Source organism: Marinococcus sp. LNHM4E3-1 (assembly GCF_056034405.1).
The window spans coordinates 84,785-106,784 of sequence record NZ_JBQLID010000011.1; the positions used below are offsets into that span (position 1 = coordinate 84,785).

Annotated in this window: 22 protein-coding genes; 17 read left to right on the forward strand and 5 right to left on the reverse strand. The window is 46.3% G+C overall.

Annotated features, from left to right (window positions below):
* The first annotated feature begins 6 nt into the window (after window positions 1-6).
* The gene (locus ACTRXI_RS12410; RefSeq protein ID WP_474262972.1) at window positions 7-2,019 is read left to right on the forward strand and encodes a PTS fructose transporter subunit IIABC; all 2,013 of its coding nucleotides are present in this window, start codon (window positions 7-9) and stop codon (window positions 2,017-2,019) included.
* Between the two features lie 101 nt (window positions 2,020-2,120).
* Here the strand turns inward: ACTRXI_RS12410 and ACTRXI_RS12415 are convergent, their stop codons facing one another.
* A complete protein-coding gene (locus ACTRXI_RS12415; protein ID WP_298785361.1) occupies window positions 2,121-2,426 on the reverse strand; it encodes a PepSY domain-containing protein in 306 nt (101 codons plus the stop codon).
* Between the two features lie 153 nt (window positions 2,427-2,579).
* Between ACTRXI_RS12415 and ACTRXI_RS12420 the strand changes: the two genes are divergently transcribed.
* The 14 genes from ACTRXI_RS12420 (at window position 2,580) to ccpA (ending at window position 16,992) form a co-directional block, all read left to right on the forward strand.
* On the forward strand, window positions 2,580-3,653 hold the full coding sequence (locus ACTRXI_RS12420) for a M42 family metallopeptidase (protein WP_474262974.1): 1,074 nt from the start codon (window positions 2,580-2,582) through the stop codon (window positions 3,651-3,653).
* Between the two features lie 2 nt (window positions 3,654-3,655).
* The gene (locus ACTRXI_RS12425; RefSeq protein ID WP_474262976.1) at window positions 3,656-4,165 is read left to right on the forward strand and encodes a DUF84 family protein; all 510 of its coding nucleotides are present in this window, start codon (window positions 3,656-3,658) and stop codon (window positions 4,163-4,165) included.
* A gap of 62 nt (window positions 4,166-4,227) precedes the next feature.
* Window positions 4,228-5,238, forward strand: coding sequence for a PTS sugar transporter subunit IIC (locus ACTRXI_RS12430; RefSeq protein ID WP_474262978.1), 1,011 nt, complete (start codon window positions 4,228-4,230; stop codon window positions 5,236-5,238).
* A gap of 37 nt (window positions 5,239-5,275) precedes the next feature.
* Window positions 5,276-5,611, forward strand: a complete 336-nt coding sequence (locus ACTRXI_RS12435) for a thioredoxin family protein (RefSeq protein WP_091616835.1) — start codon at window positions 5,276-5,278, stop codon at window positions 5,609-5,611.
* Window positions 5,612-5,733: 122 nt separating this feature from the next.
* Window positions 5,734-6,534 (forward strand): DUF1444 family protein, encoded by an 801-nt coding sequence (locus ACTRXI_RS12440; RefSeq protein WP_474262980.1) that lies wholly within the window; start codon window positions 5,734-5,736, stop codon window positions 6,532-6,534.
* A gap of 63 nt (window positions 6,535-6,597) precedes the next feature.
* The gene (gene ytpR / locus ACTRXI_RS12445; protein ID WP_474262982.1) at window positions 6,598-7,236 is read left to right on the forward strand and encodes a YtpR family tRNA-binding protein; all 639 of its coding nucleotides are present in this window, start codon (window positions 6,598-6,600) and stop codon (window positions 7,234-7,236) included.
* Between the two features lie 99 nt (window positions 7,237-7,335).
* Window positions 7,336-9,924: a DNA translocase FtsK gene (locus tag ACTRXI_RS12450; RefSeq protein WP_474262985.1), complete on the forward strand. Its 2,589-nt coding sequence runs from the start codon at window positions 7,336-7,338 to the stop codon at window positions 9,922-9,924.
* A 106-nt stretch (window positions 9,925-10,030) separates the two neighbouring features.
* Window positions 10,031-11,131: a nicotinate phosphoribosyltransferase gene (locus ACTRXI_RS12455; protein WP_474262987.1), complete on the forward strand. Its 1,101-nt coding sequence runs from the start codon at window positions 10,031-10,033 to the stop codon at window positions 11,129-11,131.
* A 25-nt stretch (window positions 11,132-11,156) separates the two neighbouring features.
* Window positions 11,157-11,798, forward strand: coding sequence for a hypothetical protein (locus ACTRXI_RS12460; RefSeq protein ID WP_474262989.1), 642 nt, complete (start codon window positions 11,157-11,159; stop codon window positions 11,796-11,798).
* A gap of 180 nt (window positions 11,799-11,978) precedes the next feature.
* Window positions 11,979-13,289 carry a UDP-N-acetylmuramate--L-alanine ligase gene (gene murC, locus ACTRXI_RS12465; RefSeq protein ID WP_474262991.1) on the forward strand — a complete coding sequence of 437 codons (1,311 nt, stop codon included), beginning with the start codon at window positions 11,979-11,981 and terminating at the stop codon, window positions 13,287-13,289.
* 210 nt (window positions 13,290-13,499) lie between these two features.
* A complete protein-coding gene (locus ACTRXI_RS12470; protein ID WP_022795220.1) occupies window positions 13,500-13,913 on the forward strand; it encodes a DUF948 domain-containing protein in 414 nt (137 codons plus the stop codon).
* A 16-nt stretch (window positions 13,914-13,929) separates the two neighbouring features.
* Window positions 13,930-14,361 carry a YtxH domain-containing protein gene (locus ACTRXI_RS12475; protein ID WP_474262993.1) on the forward strand — a complete coding sequence of 144 codons (432 nt, stop codon included), beginning with the start codon at window positions 13,930-13,932 and terminating at the stop codon, window positions 14,359-14,361.
* A 205-nt stretch (window positions 14,362-14,566) separates the two neighbouring features.
* Window positions 14,567-15,643 carry a bifunctional 3-deoxy-7-phosphoheptulonate synthase/chorismate mutase gene (locus ACTRXI_RS12480; protein WP_022795222.1) on the forward strand — a complete coding sequence of 359 codons (1,077 nt, stop codon included), beginning with the start codon at window positions 14,567-14,569 and terminating at the stop codon, window positions 15,641-15,643.
* Between the two features lie 338 nt (window positions 15,644-15,981).
* Window positions 15,982-16,992: a catabolite control protein A gene (gene ccpA / locus ACTRXI_RS12485; RefSeq protein WP_474262995.1), complete on the forward strand. Its 1,011-nt coding sequence runs from the start codon at window positions 15,982-15,984 to the stop codon at window positions 16,990-16,992.
* Between the two features lie 38 nt (window positions 16,993-17,030).
* Here ccpA and ACTRXI_RS12490 read toward each other — a convergent pair whose 3' ends face one another.
* From ACTRXI_RS12490 to ACTRXI_RS12500, 3 genes are read right to left on the reverse strand one after another with little or no spacing between them, the layout of a single operon-like run.
* Window positions 17,031-18,197, reverse strand: a complete 1,167-nt coding sequence (locus ACTRXI_RS12490; protein ID WP_474262997.1) for an acetoin utilization protein AcuC — start codon at window positions 18,195-18,197, stop codon at window positions 17,031-17,033.
* Window positions 18,194-18,835 (reverse strand): acetoin utilization AcuB family protein, encoded by a 642-nt coding sequence (locus ACTRXI_RS12495; RefSeq protein ID WP_474263003.1) that lies wholly within the window; start codon window positions 18,833-18,835, stop codon window positions 18,194-18,196. The genes ACTRXI_RS12490 and ACTRXI_RS12495 overlap by 4 nt, the downstream gene beginning before the upstream one ends.
* Before the next feature lie 33 nt (window positions 18,836-18,868).
* On the reverse strand, window positions 18,869-19,501 hold the full coding sequence (locus ACTRXI_RS12500) for a GNAT family N-acetyltransferase (RefSeq protein ID WP_322526385.1): 633 nt from the start codon (window positions 19,499-19,501) through the stop codon (window positions 18,869-18,871).
* Window positions 19,502-19,674: 173 nt separating this feature from the next.
* Here ACTRXI_RS12500 and acsA point away from each other — a divergent pair, with 173 nt between their 5' ends.
* Both acsA and ACTRXI_RS12510 read left to right on the forward strand, forming a co-directional pair.
* Window positions 19,675-21,393 carry an acetate--CoA ligase gene (gene acsA / locus ACTRXI_RS12505; protein ID WP_319631057.1) on the forward strand — a complete coding sequence of 573 codons (1,719 nt, stop codon included), beginning with the start codon at window positions 19,675-19,677 and terminating at the stop codon, window positions 21,391-21,393.
* A gap of 110 nt (window positions 21,394-21,503) precedes the next feature.
* The gene (locus ACTRXI_RS12510; protein WP_176967740.1) at window positions 21,504-21,662 is read left to right on the forward strand and encodes a hypothetical protein; all 159 of its coding nucleotides are present in this window, start codon (window positions 21,504-21,506) and stop codon (window positions 21,660-21,662) included.
* Window positions 21,663-21,697: 35 nt separating this feature from the next.
* Here ACTRXI_RS12510 and ACTRXI_RS12515 read toward each other — a convergent pair.
* A partial coding sequence (locus ACTRXI_RS12515) for a hypothetical protein (protein ID WP_474262999.1) occupies window positions 21,698-22,000 on the reverse strand: 303 nt, incomplete at its 5' end.

Sequence of the window (22,000 nt, forward strand, 5' to 3'; positions counted from 1 at the left end):
AGCAGAATGAAAATTACTGATCTATTAAAAAGAGATACCGTGCTTTTGTCTCTCTCTTCGACAGACAAAGCCGGAGTGATTGATGAACTGGTAAACAAGCTTGACACTGCCGGCCGTTTAAATGACCGGCATGCTTTTAAAGAAGCAATTGAAAAAAGAGAATCAGAGAGCTCTACCGGCATTGGTGAAGGCATCGCCATTCCTCACGCAAAAACAAGTGCTGTGGATACGCCGGCCATCGCATTCGGACGTTCACAGGCAGGCGCGGATTACGAATCACTGGACGGCCAGCCGGCACATCTGTTTTTCATGATTGCAGCGACAGAAGGGGCGAACGAAGCACATTTAACTACACTGTCCCGTTTGTCTACGCTGTTAATGGATGAAAAATTCCGACAGGATCTGCTGAATGCAGAATCTGAAGACGAGATCATGGCGGCTGTGGATGCAAAAGAAAGAGACAAGCTTGGAAGCGATGAGGAAGAAGAATCAGAAGCTTCTTCAGCTCAGGCTGCCGGAGACAACAGTACGCCGAGAATTCTTGCAGTGACCGGCTGCCCGACTGGTATCGCTCACACGTATATGGCAGCAGACGCACTTAAGGACAAGGCAAAAGAGCTCGGTGTCTCCATTAAAGTGGAAACAAACGGTTCCGGTGGGGTTAAAAACCGTCTTACCTCTGAAGAAATCGCAAATGCGGAAGCGATTATCGTAGCTTCCGATACGAAAATTGAAATGGAACGCTTTGATGGCAAACCGCTTTTATCCACGAAAGTTACGGACGGAATCCGTAAACCGGAACAGTTAATTAACCAGGCCGTAAATGGGGAATTTTCGAAATACCGGGACTCCGGAAGAAGCTCTTCGTCGGATGAAGAACCGGCTTCTGCCGGCGGCGGTGGCGGAGCAAAAGCAGTTGGTAATGCTATTTACCGCCACTTGATGAACGGGGTTTCGAACATGCTGCCATTTGTTATCGGCGGCGGGATTCTTATCGCTATTTCATTCTTCTGGGGAATTAACTCAGCAGATCCGGAAAGTGACCAGTTTAATGGATTTGCCCAGGCCTTGAACGCGATAGGCGGACAGTATGCCTTTGGATTGTTCGTAGCAGTACTTGCCGGCTTTATCGGTATGAGCATCGCAGATCGTCCTGGTTTCATGCCGGCAATGGTCGGTGGCTTTATGGCCACACAGGGTATTCCGGGGTCTGAAGATGCAACAGCTGGTTTCCTTGGCGGTATTATTGCCGGTTTCCTCGGCGGCTATGTCGCTCTCGGCGTGAAAAAAGCAATGGCAGGGCTTCCACAGGTACTCGATGGTATTAAAACGATTTTGTTCTATCCAGTTATTAATATCCTGATAACCGGTCTCCTGATGTACTACGTGTTTATTACGCCAATCGCATTTCTTAACACTGCTCTCCAGGACTGGATCACCGGTCTTGGTACAAGCAACCTGGTGCTCCTTGGTATTCTGCTTGGCGGCATGATGGCAATCGATATGGGTGGACCGTTCAACAAAGCGGCCTTTACCGTCGGTGTAGCCTTAATTGGACAGGGGATTTACGCCCCGCACGCAGCTGTAATGGCTGGCGGAATGGTGCCGCCTCTTGGTATCGCACTTGCGGTTACGTTCTTTAAGAACCGTTTTCCAAAAGAGCAGCGTTCAGCTGGGTATACAAACTATGCCCTTGGGTCGTTCTTCATTACTGAAGGTGCTATTCCATTTGCAGCAGCGGATCCGCTTCGTGTTATTCCTTCCATTATTACCGGTTCTGCAGTAGCAGGCGGTCTGGCGATGCTGTTCAACGTAGAACTGCTTGCGCCGCACGGAGGTTTCCTCGTGTTCTTCCTGAACGCTGTACAGGGTGGTGGGGTCTTCCTATACTTCCTGGCTATTCTGATCGGATCGCTCGTGACGATGATTATGCTGGCTATTTTGAAGAAGCCGCTGGAGCAGTCGAAAAACGAAGTGCAGGATTACAAGGACTCCAAAGAGAAAAAAGAAGCATCGTAACTAATATAAAAGAGAGGCCGCCAGCAATGCGGCCTCTCTTTTTTGTTCAGGCGGAAATTAAAAGCCCCCGGCCCTTTAAAAGGGCCGGGGGCTATGTTGAGTTAAGAGCTTAGTTCCAAAATAGTGCCAGTTTCAGCATCTACAATAAAGTCTAATTGACGGGTCTCACCCTGATTGGTGCTCGAAAGGCCGCCACGGTAAACCTTGTATTCCAGGTCGTCTTTTTTGTACGTTTCCGGCGTCATATGAATCCAGGAGCCGTTAACTGGGAGGTGATCCTGCACGTTTTCTTTTACTGTCTTCAGCGCTTTTTCCGGAGAAATCTCATCTTTCTTTGTGAACTGCTTAACCAAAATCCCCAAAGCAACACCAAGACCTACTCCAATAAGAATATTCTTTGTACTCATTATTATGTCCCTGCCTTTCCATTTCTTATTTAACCAGTATACCGCAAATATTGCGTATATCCAAATACATACCCGTTTTCAATAGTGGTAAAAACGTGACTCGTCCGATAAAATGAAAATTAGGCAAAGCTTGATAATCGAAAGGGGTATTCTATGAAGCAGGAAACACTCGACATGTTTAAGTATCTAACAGAGACACCGGCGGTCCCGGGATTTGAACATAAGATTCGTACATATATGAAAAAAGAGCTTGAACCGGTAAGTGACGAAATCGTGCAGGACCGGCTCGGCAGTTTGTTTGGAGTAAAGCGCAGCGACCAGAAAGGACCGAAGGTTATGGTAGCCGGTCACATGGATGAAGTTGGTTTTATGGTCAAATCCATTGACGAAAACGGAATGATCCGGTTTCAGACGCTTGGCGGCTGGTGGAGCCAGGTTCTGCTGGCACAGCGTGTGCAGATTTATACAGAGGAAGGCAGCGTGCCGGGGGTGATCGGCTCCACACCTCCACACCTGCTTGAACCGGAGCAGCGTGAAAAGCCTATGCCGTTAAATAAAATGTTTATTGATATTGGGGCCGACAGCCGTGAGCATGCAGAAGAGCTGGGCGTGCGCCCGGGAATGCCAATATCTCCGGTGTGTCCATTCACTCCAATGGCGGATGAGAAAAAAATTATGGCGAAGGCCTGGGACAATCGGTACGGGGTTGGACTGGTACTCGAACTGATGAAAGAAATCCAGGATGAAAACCTTCCGAACACGCTGTATGCAGGTGCTACAGTGCAGGAGGAAGTAGGACTGCGTGGAGGGCAGACGGCTGCCCAAATGATTCAGCCGGATATTTTTTACGCGCTGGATGCAAGTCCGGCGAATGACTCCACAGGTGGGAAGGATGCCTTCGGACAGCTGGGTAAAGGTGCGCTGCTGCGCATATTTGACCAGACGATGATTACTCACCGCGGCATGAGGGACTTTGTTCTCGACACAGCAGAAAGTAACAGTATTCCCTACCAGTACTTTATTTCCCAGGGAGGGACAGACGCCGGCCGTGTGCATATGGCCAATGAAGGTATTCCATCTGCCGTTATCGGTGTATGCTCCCGCTATATTCACACTTCTGCTTCACTGCTGCATGTGGATGATTATGCTGCAGCAAAGGAACTGCTGACGAAGCTTGTACGAACTACGGACCAACAGGCACTCGATATGATTCATAAAGGAGTCTGAAGTTGAGAAAAGTAATGGTGGGTTCAGAAAATGCTGTAAAGTTGGCGGCTGTCCGCCAGGTATTGAGTCCGGACTTTTCTGTGGCGGGCATGTCTGCTGTTTCAGGAGTAAATGACCAGCCATTTTCTGATCAGGAAACAAGAGAAGGCGCTGTAAACCGGGCATGGCACGCACAAAAATCTGCTGATATCGGTATAGGTCTTGAAGGCGGCGTTCAGCCCGAAGGAAAGGATATATATTTGTGCAGCTGGGGAGCACTCACGGATGGAGCCGCTGTATGGACGGCGGGCGGGGCTCGTGTACTGCTTCCGGAACGTATTGCTGTTATGGTTCACAATGGAGTGGAATTAAAAACGGCAGTGGACCACTATACACAGTTGGAAAATGTCCATCAAAATGAAGGTGCTGTAGGTATTTTAACTGCCGGCCAGGTGGACCGTACTGCATTATTTCATCATATAGTCTCTCTGCTTTATGGCCAGTGGATATATCAAACGGGGCGCCGGTTTTAAACAGCGCCTTTTCATTAAATTAAAATATGGGTACAATGGAATAAAAGAAAAGGAGAGAGTGGATGCGTTCATTTTTTTTGAAAAAGGGTGTAAATTTAAGTGTAAAGACATATGGAGTTACAGCTTTGAGCTACATGGCGCTTGGCTTGTTTGCGTCTTTAATTATTGGTTTAATCATTCAGACTATCGGTCAGCAGCTCGGTATTACTTTTTTTGAAAACATGGGTACGCTTGCGATTTCATTAATGGGGCCGGCGATCGGTGTAGCGGTGGCATATGGCCTGCAGGCACCGCCGCTGGTTGTTTTTTCCGCAGTAGCTACGGGTGCAGCCGGAGCGGAGCTCGGGGGACCGGCAGGAGCTTTTATCGCAGCTCTCGTTTCCGTGGAGCTGGGTAAGCTGATATCTAAAGAAACACGTCTGGACATTATAGTAACGCCGCTTGTGACGATTATTGCCGGCTATGGAATAGCTCAGCTTCTCGGCCCCGGTATTCAGTCGTTTATGACAGGGTTTGGAGATGTGATCGTATGGGCCACGGAACGACAGCCGCTTATTATGGGCATTTTAGTTGCCGGATTGATGGGTCTTGCCCTGACAGCGCCGATTTCAAGCGCCGCTATTGCCATTATTCTTGATTTGAACGGTATTGCAGCAGGAGCAGCTACTGTTGGGTGTGCAGCACAAATGGTTGGTTTTGCAGCCAGCAGCTTTCGGGAGAATAAATTTTCCGGCCTTGCCGCGCTGGGCATTGGTACATCGATGCTTCAGGTTCCAAACGTTGTGAGGCGGCCGCTCATTTTGATTCCGCCGACCCTTGCCGGTATGGCCGTTGCCCCTTTTTCCACAATGGTCTTTATGATGGAAAATAATGCAGCAGGTGCAGGCATGGGCACGAGTGGTCTGGTAGGCCAGATTATGACTTTCCAGACGATGGGGTTTTCTTTTGAAGTGCTCGGTGCAGTCCTGCTGCTTCATATCGCTGCCCCCGCGTTAATCAGTCTCGGTTTGTCAGAGTGGATGCGCAAACGAAATTGGATTAGAATGGGGGATATGAAGATACGGGAAGGATGACCTTTTCTGTATGCATTAATTTAAAGGAGGCAAAACAATGGAAAATTTAACTACCCAGGAATCTTTCAATCAAGCTATTGATAATGGCAATACAGTGATTATGTTCTCCGCCGGCTGGTGTCCGGATTGCACGTATATTGACCCGGCGATGCCGGAAATCGAACAGCAGTATGATCAGTTTACGTTCTACAAAGCGGACCGTGACGAGCTTATGGATGTGTGCATTGATTATGGAGTGATGGGCATACCGAGTTTTCTTGCTTTTCATAACGGGGAAGAAGTGCACCGCTTTGTAAGCAAGCAGCGGAAGACACCGGAAGAAGTACAGCATTTTCTGAATGAATCACTGGAAAAAGTCAACGCTGATTCATAAAGTTGAAAAGGGCTGTCCCTAAAAAGGGACAGTCTTTTTTTTTGACAGTAAGCACGAATGTGGGAGTACACCTTTGCACATGTTACGATGGAATTAAGAATGTTCAAGAGGAGCGATTAAGAATGGAAGTACGAAAGCTACAGCGCATACTGCGGGAACGACTGAAAGACGACAATTCCCGTACGTTTAAATATGATGATGAACAAAGCTCCCTGCGGGTCGAGCACAAGCAGCTGAAAACCGGAGTTGATCTGGATTTAAGCAAATGGGCAGCAAAATATGAACGTGAAGGAGAAAAGGCCGTGGAGGAGGTTGTGCATTATATCGATACCTCATTTCGTGCCATGGAACGTGATGTTTCCCTTTCCGGTCAGGAACAATATATTTATCCAGTAATACGTTCGACTTCTTTTCCAACCGAGACGAAGGACGGGAAGGAGCTCGTATGGGACGACCATACAGCGGAAACAAGAATTTTTTACGCCCTTGATATGGGAGAAGCGTATTCATTGATCGAAAAGGAAACGCTCGAAGCCGAACAAATGGAAACGGAAAGTATCCGCCGGGCTGCCCAGAGCAATTTAAAAAAGCTGGAAGTTCCGATGAAAAAAGATACGGTTGCAGGAAACACGTTTTATTTTATTAATACAAATGACGGCTATGACGCAAGCCGCATATTAAACGAAGCTCTACTGCAGAGTGTGGCTGAAGATGTGCAGGGGGATATGGCAGTAGCAGTTCCCCATAACGACGTCTTTATTATTGCAGATATCACAAACGATAACGGCTACGATGTACTCGGGCAGATGGCTTTCCGCTTTTTTAATGATGGCAGGGTACCGATTACGGCTCTTCCGTTTATGTATGAAAACGGAGAATTCGAACCGATCTTTATTTTAGCTAAAAAACGCCCTAAAACCTGATTCGCGGGAGCGTTCAAGCTGTGATACAATAAAAGTTAAGTTAGCGAAAAGGAGCCACAACGAATGAATATTTTTTATAATCCCAAAGGAATCGGGGATGTACTTCTCATCTCATTAAAACCAATAAACTCAAAGCAGCGTGAAACGGTAAAACACGGAGATGTGGCCGTGCTCACCCATGCTACAACGAAAGAAACAGCAGGCTATCATATTTTTAATGCCTCCTCCTACGGAGAAATTAAAGGAACAGGCAGAATAGCAGCGGATGCAGGTCATATCCAGCTCATTAATAAAGCCCTGAAGGAAAACAATATAGATATTTCGCTTGAGGTGCCGGCCCAGTCCGAATTTGTGGTGGGCTATGTAAACGAGAAAAAACAGCATCCGGACGCAGATAAATTGAGCGTCTGCCAGGTGGATACAGGAGAGGACACGCTTCAGATTGTCTGCGGGGCCCCGAATGTGGATAAAGGTCAAAAGGTGGCTGTAGCAGTACCGGGGGCAGTGATGCCGTCAGGAATGAAAATAAAAAAATCGAAGCTGCGCGGTGTGACTTCTACTGGCATGATCTGCTCGGTGTCTGAGCTTGCCCTGCCGGAAAAGCAGACAGAAAAAGGTATCCTCGTTCTCGGTGATGCGTATGAAACAGGACAGGACTTTTATAAGCAGTATCACGAACGCCCGGTTTCGGCCTCCGTGTAGTAAGTGAATGAAAAACCGCTAGTCGTGCTAGGGGTTTTTCTTGTGCAGGTACAGAAAATTAAACTCAAAAAGGCCCGGTAAGAAAAGGAGGGGTTGAAAATGCCGTCATCCTTTCAACAATGGATGAAAAGAATGCAGCATTTTCTTTTTAACGATGAAGAACAGCCAGAGGACAGCAACCGTGAAAATCGTATAAAGCGCTCCGGAGAGGATCCTCCTCCATACATAGCGAGAATGACGTATCAGGAATCTGAGCCGGTGAAAATGTTTAACGTTTATCCTAAAAGCTATGAGGAAGCACAACAACAAAAAAGCAGCGCCCGAGCCCCTGACCGGCCGAGCGCAGCAAAGCTCTCGGGAGCCTCTGCTGAATCGCGCACAGCTGGACACGACCGCGGGGAAACCGAACAGGAACGCAGCGGAAAAAACTCTAAACGTTCTGAGTCCAGAGGAGAAAAAAAGGCCGGAACAGAGGAGTCCGGCTATTTTCGGGGAAAAAACTTTGAAGCAGGCAGTATCCCTTCCCCTATATTTGGATATCAGCAGGCCGACCTGCATCCGGGTAATTTAAGAGATCCGGAGGCGGAAAACAGAAAGGAAACATCTGTGCAGGAACAGATTCGGGAGGATATCGCTTTCCTGAATTCAATCCGCGCGGGAGACAGAAGGCCTTCCTCCGTAACGAAGCAGGTCGAAGAGAAAGAAGCGGGACGAAAGCGGAAGGCACCTTCCATTCTGCAGGAAGATACCGACCGCTTTATGGAAATCAGCAGGGCACAGAGAAGCGGGAAATGGGACTCGGAAACAAAAAGCCAGGAAGCAGAGAACAGTATATCGGAGAACGAACCTGAGTCAGAAGAAAAAAAAGACTCTGATCTGTTTCCCTCAGGCACTTCGTTTGAAATAGTACCGGAGGAAGAAGCAGGTAAAGACCCCGTCGAAGAAGAGGTGCCGGAACAAGAGCAGGCTCCTCAGACGGCTTCCATCCATTGGAAAGAAGAAAGTCCTCCGGAGCCTGTCACAGAAGACGCGCAGGAAATAAAACCGGCAGCAGTAGAAAACAAGCCTGTGCCAGCACCGGAAAAAAGCGAACTGCCCGTGAATAAAAAGGAACCGAAAACAGAGCTGAAAACTCCTTCGCCTTCATCAGTGAAAGAAAAGCCGAAAGCGCCGGCGAAAAAACAAAATGGCAGCAAACGGACGTCCACATCTACCCCTTTTAATGTCATGATGTATCCTAAAGATAAGCGTTCCGTTCAGCAGCAGCCAAAACAAAATGGATACCGGCTGCCATCACTTCAGCTGCTCAATATTCCTCCTAAAAAAGAAGATGAGGACGAGAGTGAGCTTGAAGAGCAGAAAGAACAGCTTGAAACTACGTTGAAAAACTTTCATGTGGATGCAAAGGTTTCCCAGATTACAAAAGGACCGTCGGTGACAAGGTTTGAAGTCCAGCCGGCGCCGGGAGTAAAAGTGACAAAAGTGACTAACCTGACAGATGATATTAAAATGGCGCTCGCGGCGAAAGATTTAAGAATGGAAGCCCCTATCCCGGGAAAGAATGCTATTGGTATTGAAGTGCCCAATCCGACATCTGCACCGGTATTTTTACGGGAAATTCTCCGCCGGGACGTATTTAAAAATCATCAATCGCCGCTCTCAGTAGCCATGGGTCTCGACATCGGCGGCAACCCTGTCATAGCTGATCTGCAAAACATGCCGCACGGGTTGATTGCAGGTGCTACGGGGTCAGGAAAGAGTGTCTGCATCAACTCCATTCTGTTGAGTTTGTTGTATAAATCTTCTCCGGAAGAGTGCAAATGGATGCTGATCGATCCTAAAATGGTGGAGCTTGCTTCGTACCGGGAGGTTCCTCACCTTATTACACCGGTAATAAACGATGCCAAGGAAGCCACGGGAGCGTTGAAATGGGCGGTCCAGGAAATGGAAGACCGCTACGAGCGGCTGGCCAGCGAAGGCGTGCGCGATATGAAAAAATATAACGAGCGCATGGAAAAACAGGGGCGCTATGCCGATAAAATGCCGTACCTTGTCATTGTAATTGATGAACTGGCAGACCTGATGATGGTGTCGCCCCAGGATGTGGAGGATGCGATCTGCCGTATTGCGCAGAAAGCAAGAGCCTGCGGCATGCACCTGCTTGTGGCGACGCAGCGTCCATCAGTAGACGTCATTACAGGTCTTATTAAAGCAAACATTCCAACGAGAATAGCATTTTCTGTCTCCTCCCAGGTCGACTCACGGACTATTTTGGACGGGGGAGGCGCTGAGCGGTTAATTGGCAAGGGCGACATGCTTTTCTATCCGAACGGAGCATCCAAACCAACCCGTGTCCAGGGAACATTTGTAACAGATGAAGAAATAGATGCCGTGACAGACTTTGTAAAAGAACAGAAAAAACCTGTTTATCAGTTCCAAAAAGAGGAGCTGCAGAAGCACCTCGAAAAAGAAGAGCATCAGGATCCCCTCTATGATAATGCGTGTGAATTCGTTATTGATCAGAAGCAGGCTTCCGCCTCCCAGCTGCAGCGCCGTTTTTCTTTAGGGTATAATCGCGCGGCCAAGCTGATCGATACGATGGAAAACCGCGGTATTGTTTCAGAGGCGAGAGGAAGCAAGCCGAGGAATGTATTAGTAACCCGGCAGGAGTGGGAACAGTCGGTATAGGCTTGCTTTCCCGTGGAAGGTTTTATATGATAAATAGAATAAAAACAAGCAGCCCGTGGAAAATCACGGGCTCTTATTCTGATACATAGGTTAAGGAGCAGCTGTTATGAAAGAGATTGAACTCAAACTGCAAGGAAAACAAAAACGATTAACAAACGAAACCTTTAAATTCGACGAACGGGTAAAGGAAGGCTGGTTCTCCGCAGTATACTTTTTGAAGACCAAAAAAATCGCGGAAAAATACAAGCCGGAAGAACGTGTGCTGATGCAGTTTTTTCAAAAGGATCACGCCGTTTTATGCGGAGTGGATGAAGCGGTGGCTTTAGTGAAAACCTTCTCCTCCAATCCGGGAGAACTTGTTATTCATGCCCTTGAAGACGGCAACAAAATCGAACCGTATGAAACGGTAATGACCGTGGAAGGAAAGTACCAGGATTTCGGCTTCCTTGAAGGCCTGATCGACGGTATACTTGCGAGGCGTACATCTGTTGCTACAAATGTCTTTAATGTCGTGAATGCGGCAAAAATTTCCGGAAGAAAAAAGCCCGTAATTTTTATGGGAGACCGGGATGATCATTTCACGCAGCAGGCAGGAGATGGGTACAGTGCTTTTATTGGAGGCTCCAAGGCTCAGGCGACTCACGCGATGAGTGAATGGTGGGGCAAAAAGGGGATGGGCACGATGCCGCACGCCCTTCTCCAGCTCTTCGAGGGAGACATTATTCAGGCGACACGCGCGTACAAAGAAACATTCCCTGAAGATGAACTCGTAGCACTGGTGGATTACAATAATGATGTTATTACCGACTCTTTGAAGGTTGCCAGGGAATTCGGCAGGGAGCTCCAGACAGTGCGTCTCGATACGTCAGGCAGTATGGTGGATCAATATTTCTGCCGGCATCCGGAGGTGCTTGGCTCTTTTAATCCTACCGGCGCCAATCCCGAACTGATTTTTGCCTTACGTAGAGTGTTGGACGAAGAAGGATTTCAGCATGTTAAAATAATGGTAAGTGGTGGTTTCAACGCGGCCCGTATTGAGGAATATGAAGCAAAAGACGTTCCTGTTGATATTTATGGTATTGGCAGCAGTTTATTAAAAATCCATATCGGTTTTACGGGAGACAATGTATTGCTAAATGGAAAACATGAAGCTAAAGCGGGGCGGAAATACCGCCCTAATAATCGAATGGAGCTCGTAGAGTATTAATTTTCCCGGAAAGGAGTTCTTGGCCGTGCGTTCGGATATACAAAGGCATCGACAGCGCCGGCAGGCGGAAGCGGACCGGTGCCTCGAAAGCCTGCTTGCAGCATTTAAAGCCTGGAAAGAAGAAAATACGAACCTGCGTGAAAAGGTGCGTGCCAAGCATCTTTTTGCCGAACAGACCGGGATCGCGGTGGACCAGGTGGAAAAGAAACCGTGGGACATGCTGTTTGAGGAATGGTTTTCATATGACTATGTGACTATCATCGGAACGCATTTATTTGATATGTTCTTAAAGCAGACGCTGACTGAGAGGACCCGCATGGATCTCCAGCTCGGGGGTCTGCTGTTAACAGCTTCCTGGATGCCGGTGGAATTGAATGAAAAAAACTACTGGGTTAGGGCAGTAGGGAGGCAGGAATTTTCAAACCGGGTGCAGCAGGACGCTGCTTTGGAGCCGGCTGTATCCTCCATCTGGCTTGTTCGGACAGCACGTGTAGGCTTTGAGGACACCCGTCTGGGACAGGCAGTACCGCTTCGGGTTGATGCCGAAGGTTTTCAGGCACTTATGCTTGAGGCGGAAAAAGCTTACCAAAGGGAAGAACACATTAGATGGCATAAAGAAAAAGGGGCCTCCTGGCTGCAGTTTGCGCTCCCGTCTGTTAGTTTTTAACCTGAAACGAAGACGGGATTCAGGCTTTTCTGCCCAATTCAAGTCGTTCCATTGGAGGAACTAAAGGTTTTTGCTATAATAAGACAAGTATGTTTACATATGATACACACCATGAAAAACGATCTCTTTCACCTGTGCGTTTCGGCGGCAAGGTTTTTTGAAAGAACGGAGGAAGACAATATGTCTAATTATCATTTTATTGGAATTAAAGGATCCGGTATGAGTGCTCTTGCCCAGATTCTGCACGATATGAATCACACTGTACAGGGCTCAGATGTTGAAAAAACGTTTTTTACCCAGCAGCCTCTTGAAAAGAAAAATATCTCTATTCTTCCTTTTCAGGCTGATAACATCCAGGAAGGCCAGACAGTAGTTGCTTCAGCAGCTTATGGTGATACACACGAAGAAGTGAAAAAGGCAAAACAGTCAGGACTGGAAGTTCATTCATACCCTCAGTTTTTAGGAGAATTTCTTCAGAATTTTACATCGATAGCAGTGGCAGGCTCTCACGGCAAAACGACCACCACCGGTCTTTTAGCCCATGTGCTCGAGGCGTATAAGCCGACCTCATACTTGATTGGTGACGGCACAGGAAAGGGTATGGAAAACAGCCGCTTTTTTACGTTTGAAGCCTGTGAATACCGTCGTCATTTTTTAAACTATGTACCTGATTACGCCATCATGACAAATATCGATTTTGATCACCCGGACTATTTTTCTGATGTGGACGATGTCGTGCAGGCATTTAATGAAATGGCTCAAAAAGTAAAAAAGGGTATTGTAGCCTGCGGTGACGATGAGCATCTTCAAAAGCTGCACGCTCCGGTACCAATTGTTTATTACGGTATTGAAGGAAAGCATGACTTTAATGCAGAAAACATATTAGTAGACGAAAACGGCACCAGCTTTGATGTACAAATCCGCGGGGACCGTTTTGGCAGGTTTACTATTCCGGGCTATGGCAATCATCATATTTTAAACGCGCTCGCCGTTATTGCCATCTGCCACTATGAAGAAGTGCCCGCTTCTATTATCCGTGAACAGCTGGCTTCTTTCAGCGGGGTAAAACGCCGGTTTACAGAAAAAATCTCCGGGTCTCAGGTGTTGATTGATGATTATGCCCATCACCCTACGGAGATCCGTGCCACCATTGAGTCAGCGAAACAAAAGTACCCTAGCCGTTCGGTAGCAGCTGTTTTTCAGCCGCATACGTTTTCAAGAACCAAGGCTTTTCTTGATGATTTCGCAGACAGTCTGCAGATGGCAGACTACGTTTACCTTTGCGATATTTTCGGCTCAGCCAGGGAAAAGGATGGAAGCTTAAGCATAGATGATTTAAAACAGCGTATTCCTGGAGCAAGAATAATTCAGGAGGACGGTATCCAGGTGCTTGAAACGCATAATGATGCTGTGCTTTTATTTATGGGAGCCGGAGACATTCAAAAGTTTCAAAGTGCCTATGAAGCTCACCTTGAATCCTCCAAACAGTAAAATTGAAAGGACGGGAAGCAAAAGCTTTCCGTTTTTTTGGTATTACTATCAAAAAAGAGGATGAACCGGCATCCAGGTGATTGTTTTTTCATCCAAGAGGCATACTTTTTACCGGGAAAGGGAACAGTGGGATAGAAAGAACCTCTATGAAGAATGGAGTTTCAAACCAAACAAATAGTGGTAAAATGGCGACAGGAGGTGTATTGTGATATGGCTATTTTAGGATACATAAGCGCGCTGATTGCAGCGATCGCTTTTGCCGTTCTAATTATTTTCCTCGTGAAAACGCTGAAGACAGCTACCACAATGATGGAGCGCGTAGGGAATACAATGGAACAAGTAGAGCAGCAGGTACAGGGCATTACCAGGGAATCAGAGGCTATGCTTAACCGTTCTAATACTATTATGGAAGACGTGCAGACCAAAACAGAAAGTATTAATGGTTTTGTAGGGTCGCTGCAAAATGTCGGGGAATCGGTGGACAATGTTAACCACTCATTCCGCCGTGTAGCCGATTCCGTTTCCAATTATTCTTCAAAACAATCAGAGCAGGTCACCCAGGTGATTCAGTGGGGGAATGCCTTTATTGATTTGTATGCCCGCTGGAAAAAACGGACAAAATAAAAGGGGACGATAAAGAATGGCTTCATACAACACAAAAGACTTTATTATTGGCACGATTATAGGAAGTATTGTAGGGGCGTCAACAGCGCTGCTTCTTACTCCAAAGTCCGGGGAAGAATGGCGCCAGGATCTTTCTGAAGGCACCCAGTCAGTAAAACAGAAATCAAGCGGATTAACTTCCGAGGCGTACGAAAAAGGCAGTGATTGGGCAAATCGCGCTAAAGATAAGTCCAGCGAGCTGGCCAAAAATGTTTCTGCCCAGTCTTCTCATTTATATGAAAGAGTGAAAGGAAGCTCGGGAGAAAACGAGGAAAAGTCTGCTGAAGAGCTGGCCAAAGAACTTAATGAACGTATTGATGAAAGTGAAGAAGCAGCGGCAGAAGATGTAAAAAAAGATGTACGCGATCTGCATAAAGATTCAACAGAAAATAACAGCAATAATACGTAAAAGTTAAGGCCGTTGCGTCAAACGCAGCGGTTTTTAATATGTTTTTTTAATTAAATATAGACGTAAAGCTTATTCTAAAGGTAAAAATACTTTAACACTTAAAAGCGTTTAAGAAATAAAGAAAAAAGGGCTGACAGAACAGAATTCTTCGTTTATAATGGGGCGTAATCGAAAAGATAAGTAATTGACTGAAGGAGTGGAGAGTATGAGTAACGAACAGTTAGATGCCCTGAGAGAACAATTGGATGATGTGAACGTAAAGCTATTGGAACTGATTAATGAACGTGGACGCTTGGTCCGGGAAATCGGGGACGTAAAAAGCAAGTCTGGACAGAAGCGGTTCGATCCGGTACGTGAGCGCCATATGCTTGATCATATTGCAGAACATAATGAAGGGCCTTTCTACACTTCTACGGTTCAGCATATTTTCAAACAAATCTTCCAGGCAGGCCTTGAGCTTCAGGAGGACGATAATCGTAAAGAACTGCTGGTATCCCGGAAGAAAAAGCCTGAAGATACAATTGTTGACCTGAAGGGTGAGAAAATCGGAGACGGTTCTCAGCGTCTTGTTGCAGGTCCTTGTTCCGTAGAAAGCTACGAACAGGTATATGAAGTAGCTAAATTCATGAAAAGCCAGGGCATTCGCCTTCTGCGCGGCGGGGCATTCAAGCCGAGAACTTCCCCGTACGATTTCCAGGGACTTGGCAAAGAAGGCCTTGAAATTCTGCGCCGTGTAGCTGATGAACTGGATATGGTAGTGATCAGCGAAATTGTGAGCCCGCAGGATGTAGAGATGTCACTGGATTACCTCGACGTTATTCAGGTCGGTGCGAGAAACTCCCAAAACTTTGAACTGTTAAAAGAAGTGGGCGGCGTAGACAAACCTGTCTTAATGAAACGCGGCATGTCTTCGACTATCGATGAATTGATTAAAGGTGCTGAATACATTCTGGCTAAAGGGAATGAAAATATTATTCTTTGCGAACGTGGCATCCGTACGTACGAAAAAGCAACGAGAAACACCCTCGATATTTCTGCAGTACCAATTCTGAAAAAAGAAACACACCTTCCAGTAATGGTGGATGTGACACACTCTACGGGCAGAAGAGATCTGCTTGAACCAACAGCACGTGCAGCATTTGCTATCGGTGCAGATGCAGTCATGGCTGAAGTACACCCTGATCCAGCTGTTGCTCTTTCTGATTCCGCTCAGCAAATGGATCTTGCTCAATTTGAATCGTTCCTGGATTCTTTACGGGCTTCCGGATTATACAAATCATAATTCAGTACAAAAGCACAGGGCGTCCTGTGCTTTTTTATGTGATAAGTCCTGCTGATTAATTTAAATTATTTGATAGCGTTTTCTTGAAAATAAGCATGAAAACATAGTAAAATGAAAACAATTGAAAACAAGCCAAATCAAGAATAAAGACGTTTTGTGTTTAATATGGTATGATTGGAAAATCTGTGATTGTGAAGAACAGAACAACCTTGAATATATCCTGCTGACAGGAAGTCATGAAAAGTTTTCATAAATGAATTGCAGAGGCGATAACCATTATTATATGATAGCATCATCTGTTAAGAAGTGGATGAAAGGGACTTGAAGGAGGATTACTAGTGAATACAACAATTTATGATGTAGCAAGAGAGGCTGGCGTTTCAATGGCGACCGTCTCGCGTGTAGTGAACGGCAATCCAAACGTGAAGCCAGCTACAAGAAAAAAGGTGCTGGATGCCATTGAAGGGCTCGGTTACCGTCCAAACGCTGTAGCACGTGGTCTTGCAAGCAAAAAAACGACCACTGTCGGTGTAATTATTCCGGATATATCAAGCATTTTCTTTGCCGAACTGGCCCGGGGGATTGAAGACATTGCGATGATGTATAAATACAATATCATCCTGAGCAACTCCGACCAGAATAAAGACCGCGAAATTAATCTGATTAATACGCTGCTTGAAAAACAGGTGGATGGGATTGTATTTATGGGCGGCGAAATTACTGAGGAGCATGTGGAACAGTTCAAGCACTCCCCGGTGCCGATCGTTCTGGCTGCGACAGTTGATGAAAATAAGGAAGTACCTTCAGTAAATATTGATTATGCAGATGCTGCTTTTGACGCTGTAGAAGAACTGATCGAAGGCGGCCATCAGAGGATCGGTATGGTTTCCGGCTCTCTTGAGGATCCGGTAAATGGATATAAAAAATTCAGCGGATATAAGGAAGCTCTGAATAAAAACAATATTACTTTTGAGGAGGAATTAGTAACAGTAGGAGATTATTCATATGATTCCGGACTACGGGCTGCCCAGTCCCTGATGAAGCTTGAAAACCCTCCAACTGCGATTTTTGCTTCTACAGACGAAATGGCTCTCGGTGTTATTCACGGGCTTCAGGATGATGGCTTCAGCGTACCGGATCAGGTAAATGTCATCGGCTTTGACAATACACGTCTTGCGACAATGGTAAGGCCGACATTAACGACCGTAGTACAGCCGATGTATGATATCGGGGCAGTTTCCATGCGGCTTTTGACGAAGTTTATGAACAAAGAGGAAGTGGATGAAAGCACTGTAGTCCTTCCACACCGTCTGGAGTACAGACAATCAACGACTATCCCCGAAAAATAAGGGAAGCAGCCTGGCTGCTTCCCTTACTTTTCTTATAATCACGGCCTTTTTTCATTTCTAATATGAAAAAGAGCTTTTTCTAATGAACGTATATTTTTTTCTTCAATTTCCGGTCGTCTTGGGATCGGAGCATACATTTGCTCCGGATCCTGCCATTTGGTTGGAAGCTCAATAGGCGCATTTGTTCCCCAGCGGCTCCGCCATTCTTCTGGACAGTTTTGTTCGTATAATTGGGTCTGCTCACTCATTTCAAGCCACACGGCCGCCCAGGCTCTTGGTACGACTCTCCACATGTCGTAGCCCCCGCCGCCTACTGCAATCCATCTGCCACCGCAGTATTCATGGGCTACTTGATGAGCGATAGCAGGAATGGCCTTGTATGATTCAATGCTTAAGGAGAGATGAGTGAGTGGGTCGAAATAGTGCGCGTCTGCTCCGTTAAGTGTAAAAATGACGTCCGGTTTGAAAAACTCGGCTGCTTCCCGCAATGCTGTTTCATAGCAATGAAGAAAAGAGTCATCCTCTGTAAAGGCGTCCACTGGTATATTAATGGAAGTGCCGTAGCCCTGTCCTGCGCCTTTCTCACCAACGCTGCCGGTACCTGGGAACAGGTATCTTCCTGTTTCATGAATCGACAGTGTGCAGACATCTGGTTCCTCGTAAAAAGAAAACTGGACTCCATCTCCGTGGTGGGCATCGGTATCAACATATAAAACGCGTGCACCGAAGTGTTTACGTGCGTATTCAATGGCAATGGAGCTGTCATTATATACACAAAAGCCCGAAGCCTTTCCCTGAAAGCCATGATGCAGGCCTCCGCCAAGGTGGAAAGCATGAGTTGCTTTACCTGAGAGAACCGTTTCAACAGCCTGAAGAGTACCACCGACAAGCGTGGCAGAAGCTTCATGCATATGGTCAAAAATAGGTGTATCTTCTGTTCCGAGGCCATAGTTATTTGCAACGCCAATACTAAGCTCGCCTTTTCCGGCGGCTTTAACCGCCTCCACATAATGTTGGTCGTGTACAAGCATTATTTCTTCGTCCGTTGCCATCCGTGACGGAATAAGCTGATTGTCATTGATTGCCCCTATTTCCAATAGCAGATCAAAGGTAATTTGCTGACGGAGGGGGCTGAAAGGATGATCGTCATTAAATTTGTACTGCGGCATATCCGGAGAATAAACGAGAGCGTGATTCATTGTCATGATCCTGGCTCCGGCATTCTCGGCCATTGTACGGTGTACCCTTTTTCTTCAATAGCAGCAATCAGTCTTCGGGGATCCATTGTCTGCACCCGGAAGCTGAGCACCTGCTTATCAATTTCATTGTGTGGAAAGAGCAGTACACTGATAACGTTTGTTCCTTTTTCTTTAAAAATCAATGATAATTCTGCCAGCTGTCCGGATAAATTAGGAACAACAACATCTATCTGGGAGGACGGCTGATTGGCTCCTGTCATTTTTACTAACGTATGCAGAACGTTGGTTTCAGTCAGTATGCCGACCAGTTTATCATCTGAGGAAACGACAGGTAGAGCGCTGATATCGTTCTCGTATAAGACTACTGCAGCATCAGCCATCAGATCATAGGACATGATGGTAACGACGGGAAAAGTCATAATTGTGGAAACGGGCTGTTCCAATTCTTTTTTATCATCGCCGGGCTGAAAAATGGAAGGGCTGGCATCGCGGATATCCCTGTCCGCTACAATACCAACGACATAACGGTTTTCGTCAATCACAGGTATATGCCGGATGCGGTGTTTTTCCAAAAGCTCCAAAGCTGTGCGTATAAGCGTGGTTCGTTCAATTGTTATGACGTCTTTAACCATAATTTCTTCCACGAACAAGCAAACATTCCTCCTCTGTGCAGGCGGTTAAAACATAAATTTATTAGTAAAACGAACGTTATCAAATTGTTGAATATCGGTATCTGATACACGTGAGCCAATTCTTACCATTAAACAATTTGCGGGGTGAGAGCAAATTTCAGGATCATCTGTGGCCATCCATTCGAGCCCGCCGGCATTCATCATTTTTTCCATAAGCTTTCTATATTCCCATACGGTTAAGCCGCTCGATTTGAGATCCCAGTGCCAGTAGTATTCTGTGGTAATGATAATATAGTCTTCCATGGCATCATCGAGCACAGAAAACTCTAACAGACGTTTGCCAATTTTAGCTCCCCTGTACTCTTTGGCTATTTCGATGGCCCCAAGCTCCAGGAGACTGTCCAGCCGGGCTTCCGACCAGCGCTCTAAAGGATCCGGATAGACAAATGTGACATAGCCGACAATCGTTTTGCCATCAGCGACAATATTAATACGCCCTTCAGGAAGATCAGCAATGCCAATCAATGCCTTTTTTTGTTCTTCATGGGAACGAAACGCTGTAAGGCCTGGATGAAAGTCGTAATCGTGAAGTGTTTTACCGGAAACAGGGCCCTCCATGAGCAAAGTGTGGTTGTTCCATGCGATTTCCCTGGAATAATAGGTCTTTTTGTGAATCATGTACACCATCCTTCATCCACCTATGGTACTGCTTACATTATTATCATATCAGAAAATTACTTCAGATTGGTGGAAGAAATGAGAATATTAAGAAATGAAAGAATTGAACAATGTATGAACTTATATTATAATGAATTTGTGCAAATTAAGATCGATAGAAGGGAATGTTTCAAATGAAAGTGCAAACGCTTCCACCAATTGACGGAAATTACAACCTACAAGACTACGAAGAAGCAAAACAAAACTTCGACTGGTCGGAAATCGAAAAACAATTCTCTTGGCACGAAACAGGAAAGGTAAACATGGCATACGAAGCAATTGATCGCCATGCTGAGAATCCTGATAAGCAAAACCAGGTAGCACTTCATTATTTAGATGGAAGCCGCAAAGAGGAGTATACATTTGCGGATATGAAAAAATACACAAACAAAGCAGCAAATGTAATGAAAGAAGCAGGTATTGAGAAAGGAGACCGCGTCTTCATTTTCATGTCCCGTTCTCCCGAACTTTACTTTGCTCTTCTAGGTGCAATTAAAGTGGGCGCTATCGTTGGCCCATTGTTTGAAGCCTTCATGGAAGGAGCTGTCCGGGACCGTCTTGAAGACAGCGAAGCAAAAGCACTCGTTACAACGCCTCAGTTAGTAGAACGGGTACCGTTTGATGATCTTCCAAATCTGGAAACGGTGTTCATCCATGGAGGCGTAGATGATGAAAAAGGCGGATTTTTGGATTTTGATGCAAGACTTCAGCAGGCGGGCAGCGATTTTGAACCGGAATGGGTAGACCGTGAAGACGGACTGATCCTGCATTATACTTCAGGGTCTACTGGAAAGCCTAAGGGCGTTTATCACGTACACAATGCCATGATACAGCACTATCAGACAGCGAAATGGGTGTTGGATTTGAAAGACGGGGATGTATACTGGTGTACAGCCGATCCTGGCTGGGTAACTGGCACATCCTACGGTATATTCGGTCCATGGCTTGCCGGCGTAACAAACGTGGTGCGAGGTGGCCGCTTCAGCGCACAGGACTGGTATGATACTCTGGATAGATACAATGTATCCGTATGGTATAGTGCACCAACTGCTTTCCGGATGCTCATGAGCGCCGGGGACGAGCTTGTGAAAGAATATGATCTTTCTTCGCTGCGACACATTTTGAGTGTCGGGGAGCCGTTAAATCCAGAAGTGGTACGCTGGGGTGAAAAAGCATTTAATCTCCGCATTCATGACACATGGTGGATGACAGAGACAGGTGCAATGATGATATGTAACTACCCGGCAATGACAATTAAAGCCGGGTCCATGGGGAAACCAATCCCAGGAGTCTACGGTGCAATTGTCGATGATCAGGGAAATGAGCTTCCGCCGAACCGAATGGGTAATCTGGCTATCAAGCCAACCTGGCCGGCAATGATGAGAGCTATTTGGAATAGAAAAGAAAAATTTGACAGCTATTTTGAATTGAACGGCTGGTACGTATCCGGTGACTCTGCTTATATGGACGAAGATGGCTACTTCTGGTTCCAGGGTCGTGTAGATGATGTCATCATGACTGCTGGTGAAAGAGTCGGACCATTTGAAGTAGAAAGCAAACTGGTTGAACACCCGGCTGTAGGTGAAGCAGGGGTTATTGGTAAGCCGGACCCGGTACGCGGGGAAATCATTAAAGCATTTGTAGCCCTGCGGGAAGGATATGAAGCTTCAGACGAGTTGAAGGAAGAAATTCAAAACTTCGTGAAAAAAGAACTTGCTGGTCACGTTGCGCCGAAAGAAATTGAATTCCGTAAATCACTTCCGAAAACAAGAAGTGGTAAGATTATGCGCCGTGTCTTGAAAGCATGGGAGCTTGATCTACCTACTGGTGATCTTTCTACTATGGAAGACTAGAGTGTGAAAATGTAAGAAGCCTCCGTACTTATCATGTACGGAGGCTTCTTTATTTCTAATGACCCTTCAGGTATGATATACAGAAAGAATAGAAAGGGGGCGAGGCGGTCTTGGTTGCTTTAATTATCGGTATTATTATTTTACTGGAAAGTTTCTATTTAATATTTAAAGGAAGTAAAGAAAATCGACGTTTTCTGCGGACAGCAGGAATGGTTTCAGTGCCTATTGCAATATTACTGGTGTGGATTGGACTGGCCCAGATGGCTTAATTCTTAATTTCAATACATAATGGCTTTTTACTTCCCTACTCTTCTTGTTCGGAAGAACTGCTTTCATCTGTTTCATTTTCAGTATCACTTGAAGTCTCTGGCGAAGAATTTTCGCCAGGGGCTTCTTCATTTGTAGACGAGGCCTCAGACTCTCCGGTATCCTCAGCACCCCCGTCCCCGGAAGGAGCAGAAGAGGAGTCCTCAGCGGAATCCTCTTCGTCAGTGGAAGCGCCGGAGTCTTCAGTCTCGTCAGAGCCACCATCCCCGGAAGGAGCAGAAGAGGAGTCCTCAGCGGAATCCTCTTCGTCAGTGGAGGCGCCGGAATCCTCGGTTTCGTC

Coding starts and splice junctions, on each gene's coding strand:
- ACTRXI_RS12410 (WP_474262972.1), top strand. CDS start 7: ATGAAAATTACTGATCTATTAAAAAGAGATACCGTGCTTTTGTCTCTC.
- ACTRXI_RS12415 (WP_298785361.1), bottom strand. CDS start 2,426: ATGAGTACAAAGAATATTCTTATTGGAGTAGGTCTTGGTGTTGCTTTG.
- ACTRXI_RS12420 (WP_474262974.1), top strand. CDS start 2,580: ATGAAGCAGGAAACACTCGACATGTTTAAGTATCTAACAGAGACACCG.
- ACTRXI_RS12430 (WP_474262978.1), top strand. CDS start 4,228: ATGCGTTCATTTTTTTTGAAAAAGGGTGTAAATTTAAGTGTAAAGACA.
- ACTRXI_RS12435 (WP_091616835.1), top strand. CDS start 5,276: ATGGAAAATTTAACTACCCAGGAATCTTTCAATCAAGCTATTGATAAT.
- ACTRXI_RS12440 (WP_474262980.1), top strand. CDS start 5,734: ATGGAAGTACGAAAGCTACAGCGCATACTGCGGGAACGACTGAAAGAC.
- ytpR (WP_474262982.1), top strand. CDS start 6,598: ATGAATATTTTTTATAATCCCAAAGGAATCGGGGATGTACTTCTCATC.
- ACTRXI_RS12450 (WP_474262985.1), top strand. CDS start 7,336: ATGCCGTCATCCTTTCAACAATGGATGAAAAGAATGCAGCATTTTCTT.
- ACTRXI_RS12455 (WP_474262987.1), top strand. CDS start 10,031: ATGAAAGAGATTGAACTCAAACTGCAAGGAAAACAAAAACGATTAACA.
- murC (WP_474262991.1), top strand. CDS start 11,979: ATGTCTAATTATCATTTTATTGGAATTAAAGGATCCGGTATGAGTGCT.
- ACTRXI_RS12470 (WP_022795220.1), top strand. CDS start 13,500: ATGGCTATTTTAGGATACATAAGCGCGCTGATTGCAGCGATCGCTTTT.
- ACTRXI_RS12475 (WP_474262993.1), top strand. CDS start 13,930: ATGGCTTCATACAACACAAAAGACTTTATTATTGGCACGATTATAGGA.
- ACTRXI_RS12480 (WP_022795222.1), top strand. CDS start 14,567: ATGAGTAACGAACAGTTAGATGCCCTGAGAGAACAATTGGATGATGTG.
- ACTRXI_RS12490 (WP_474262997.1), bottom strand. CDS start 18,197: ATGACAATGAATCACGCTCTCGTTTATTCTCCGGATATGCCGCAGTAC.
- ACTRXI_RS12500 (WP_322526385.1), bottom strand. CDS start 19,501: ATGATTCACAAAAAGACCTATTATTCCAGGGAAATCGCATGGAACAAC.
- acsA (WP_319631057.1), top strand. CDS start 19,675: ATGAAAGTGCAAACGCTTCCACCAATTGACGGAAATTACAACCTACAA.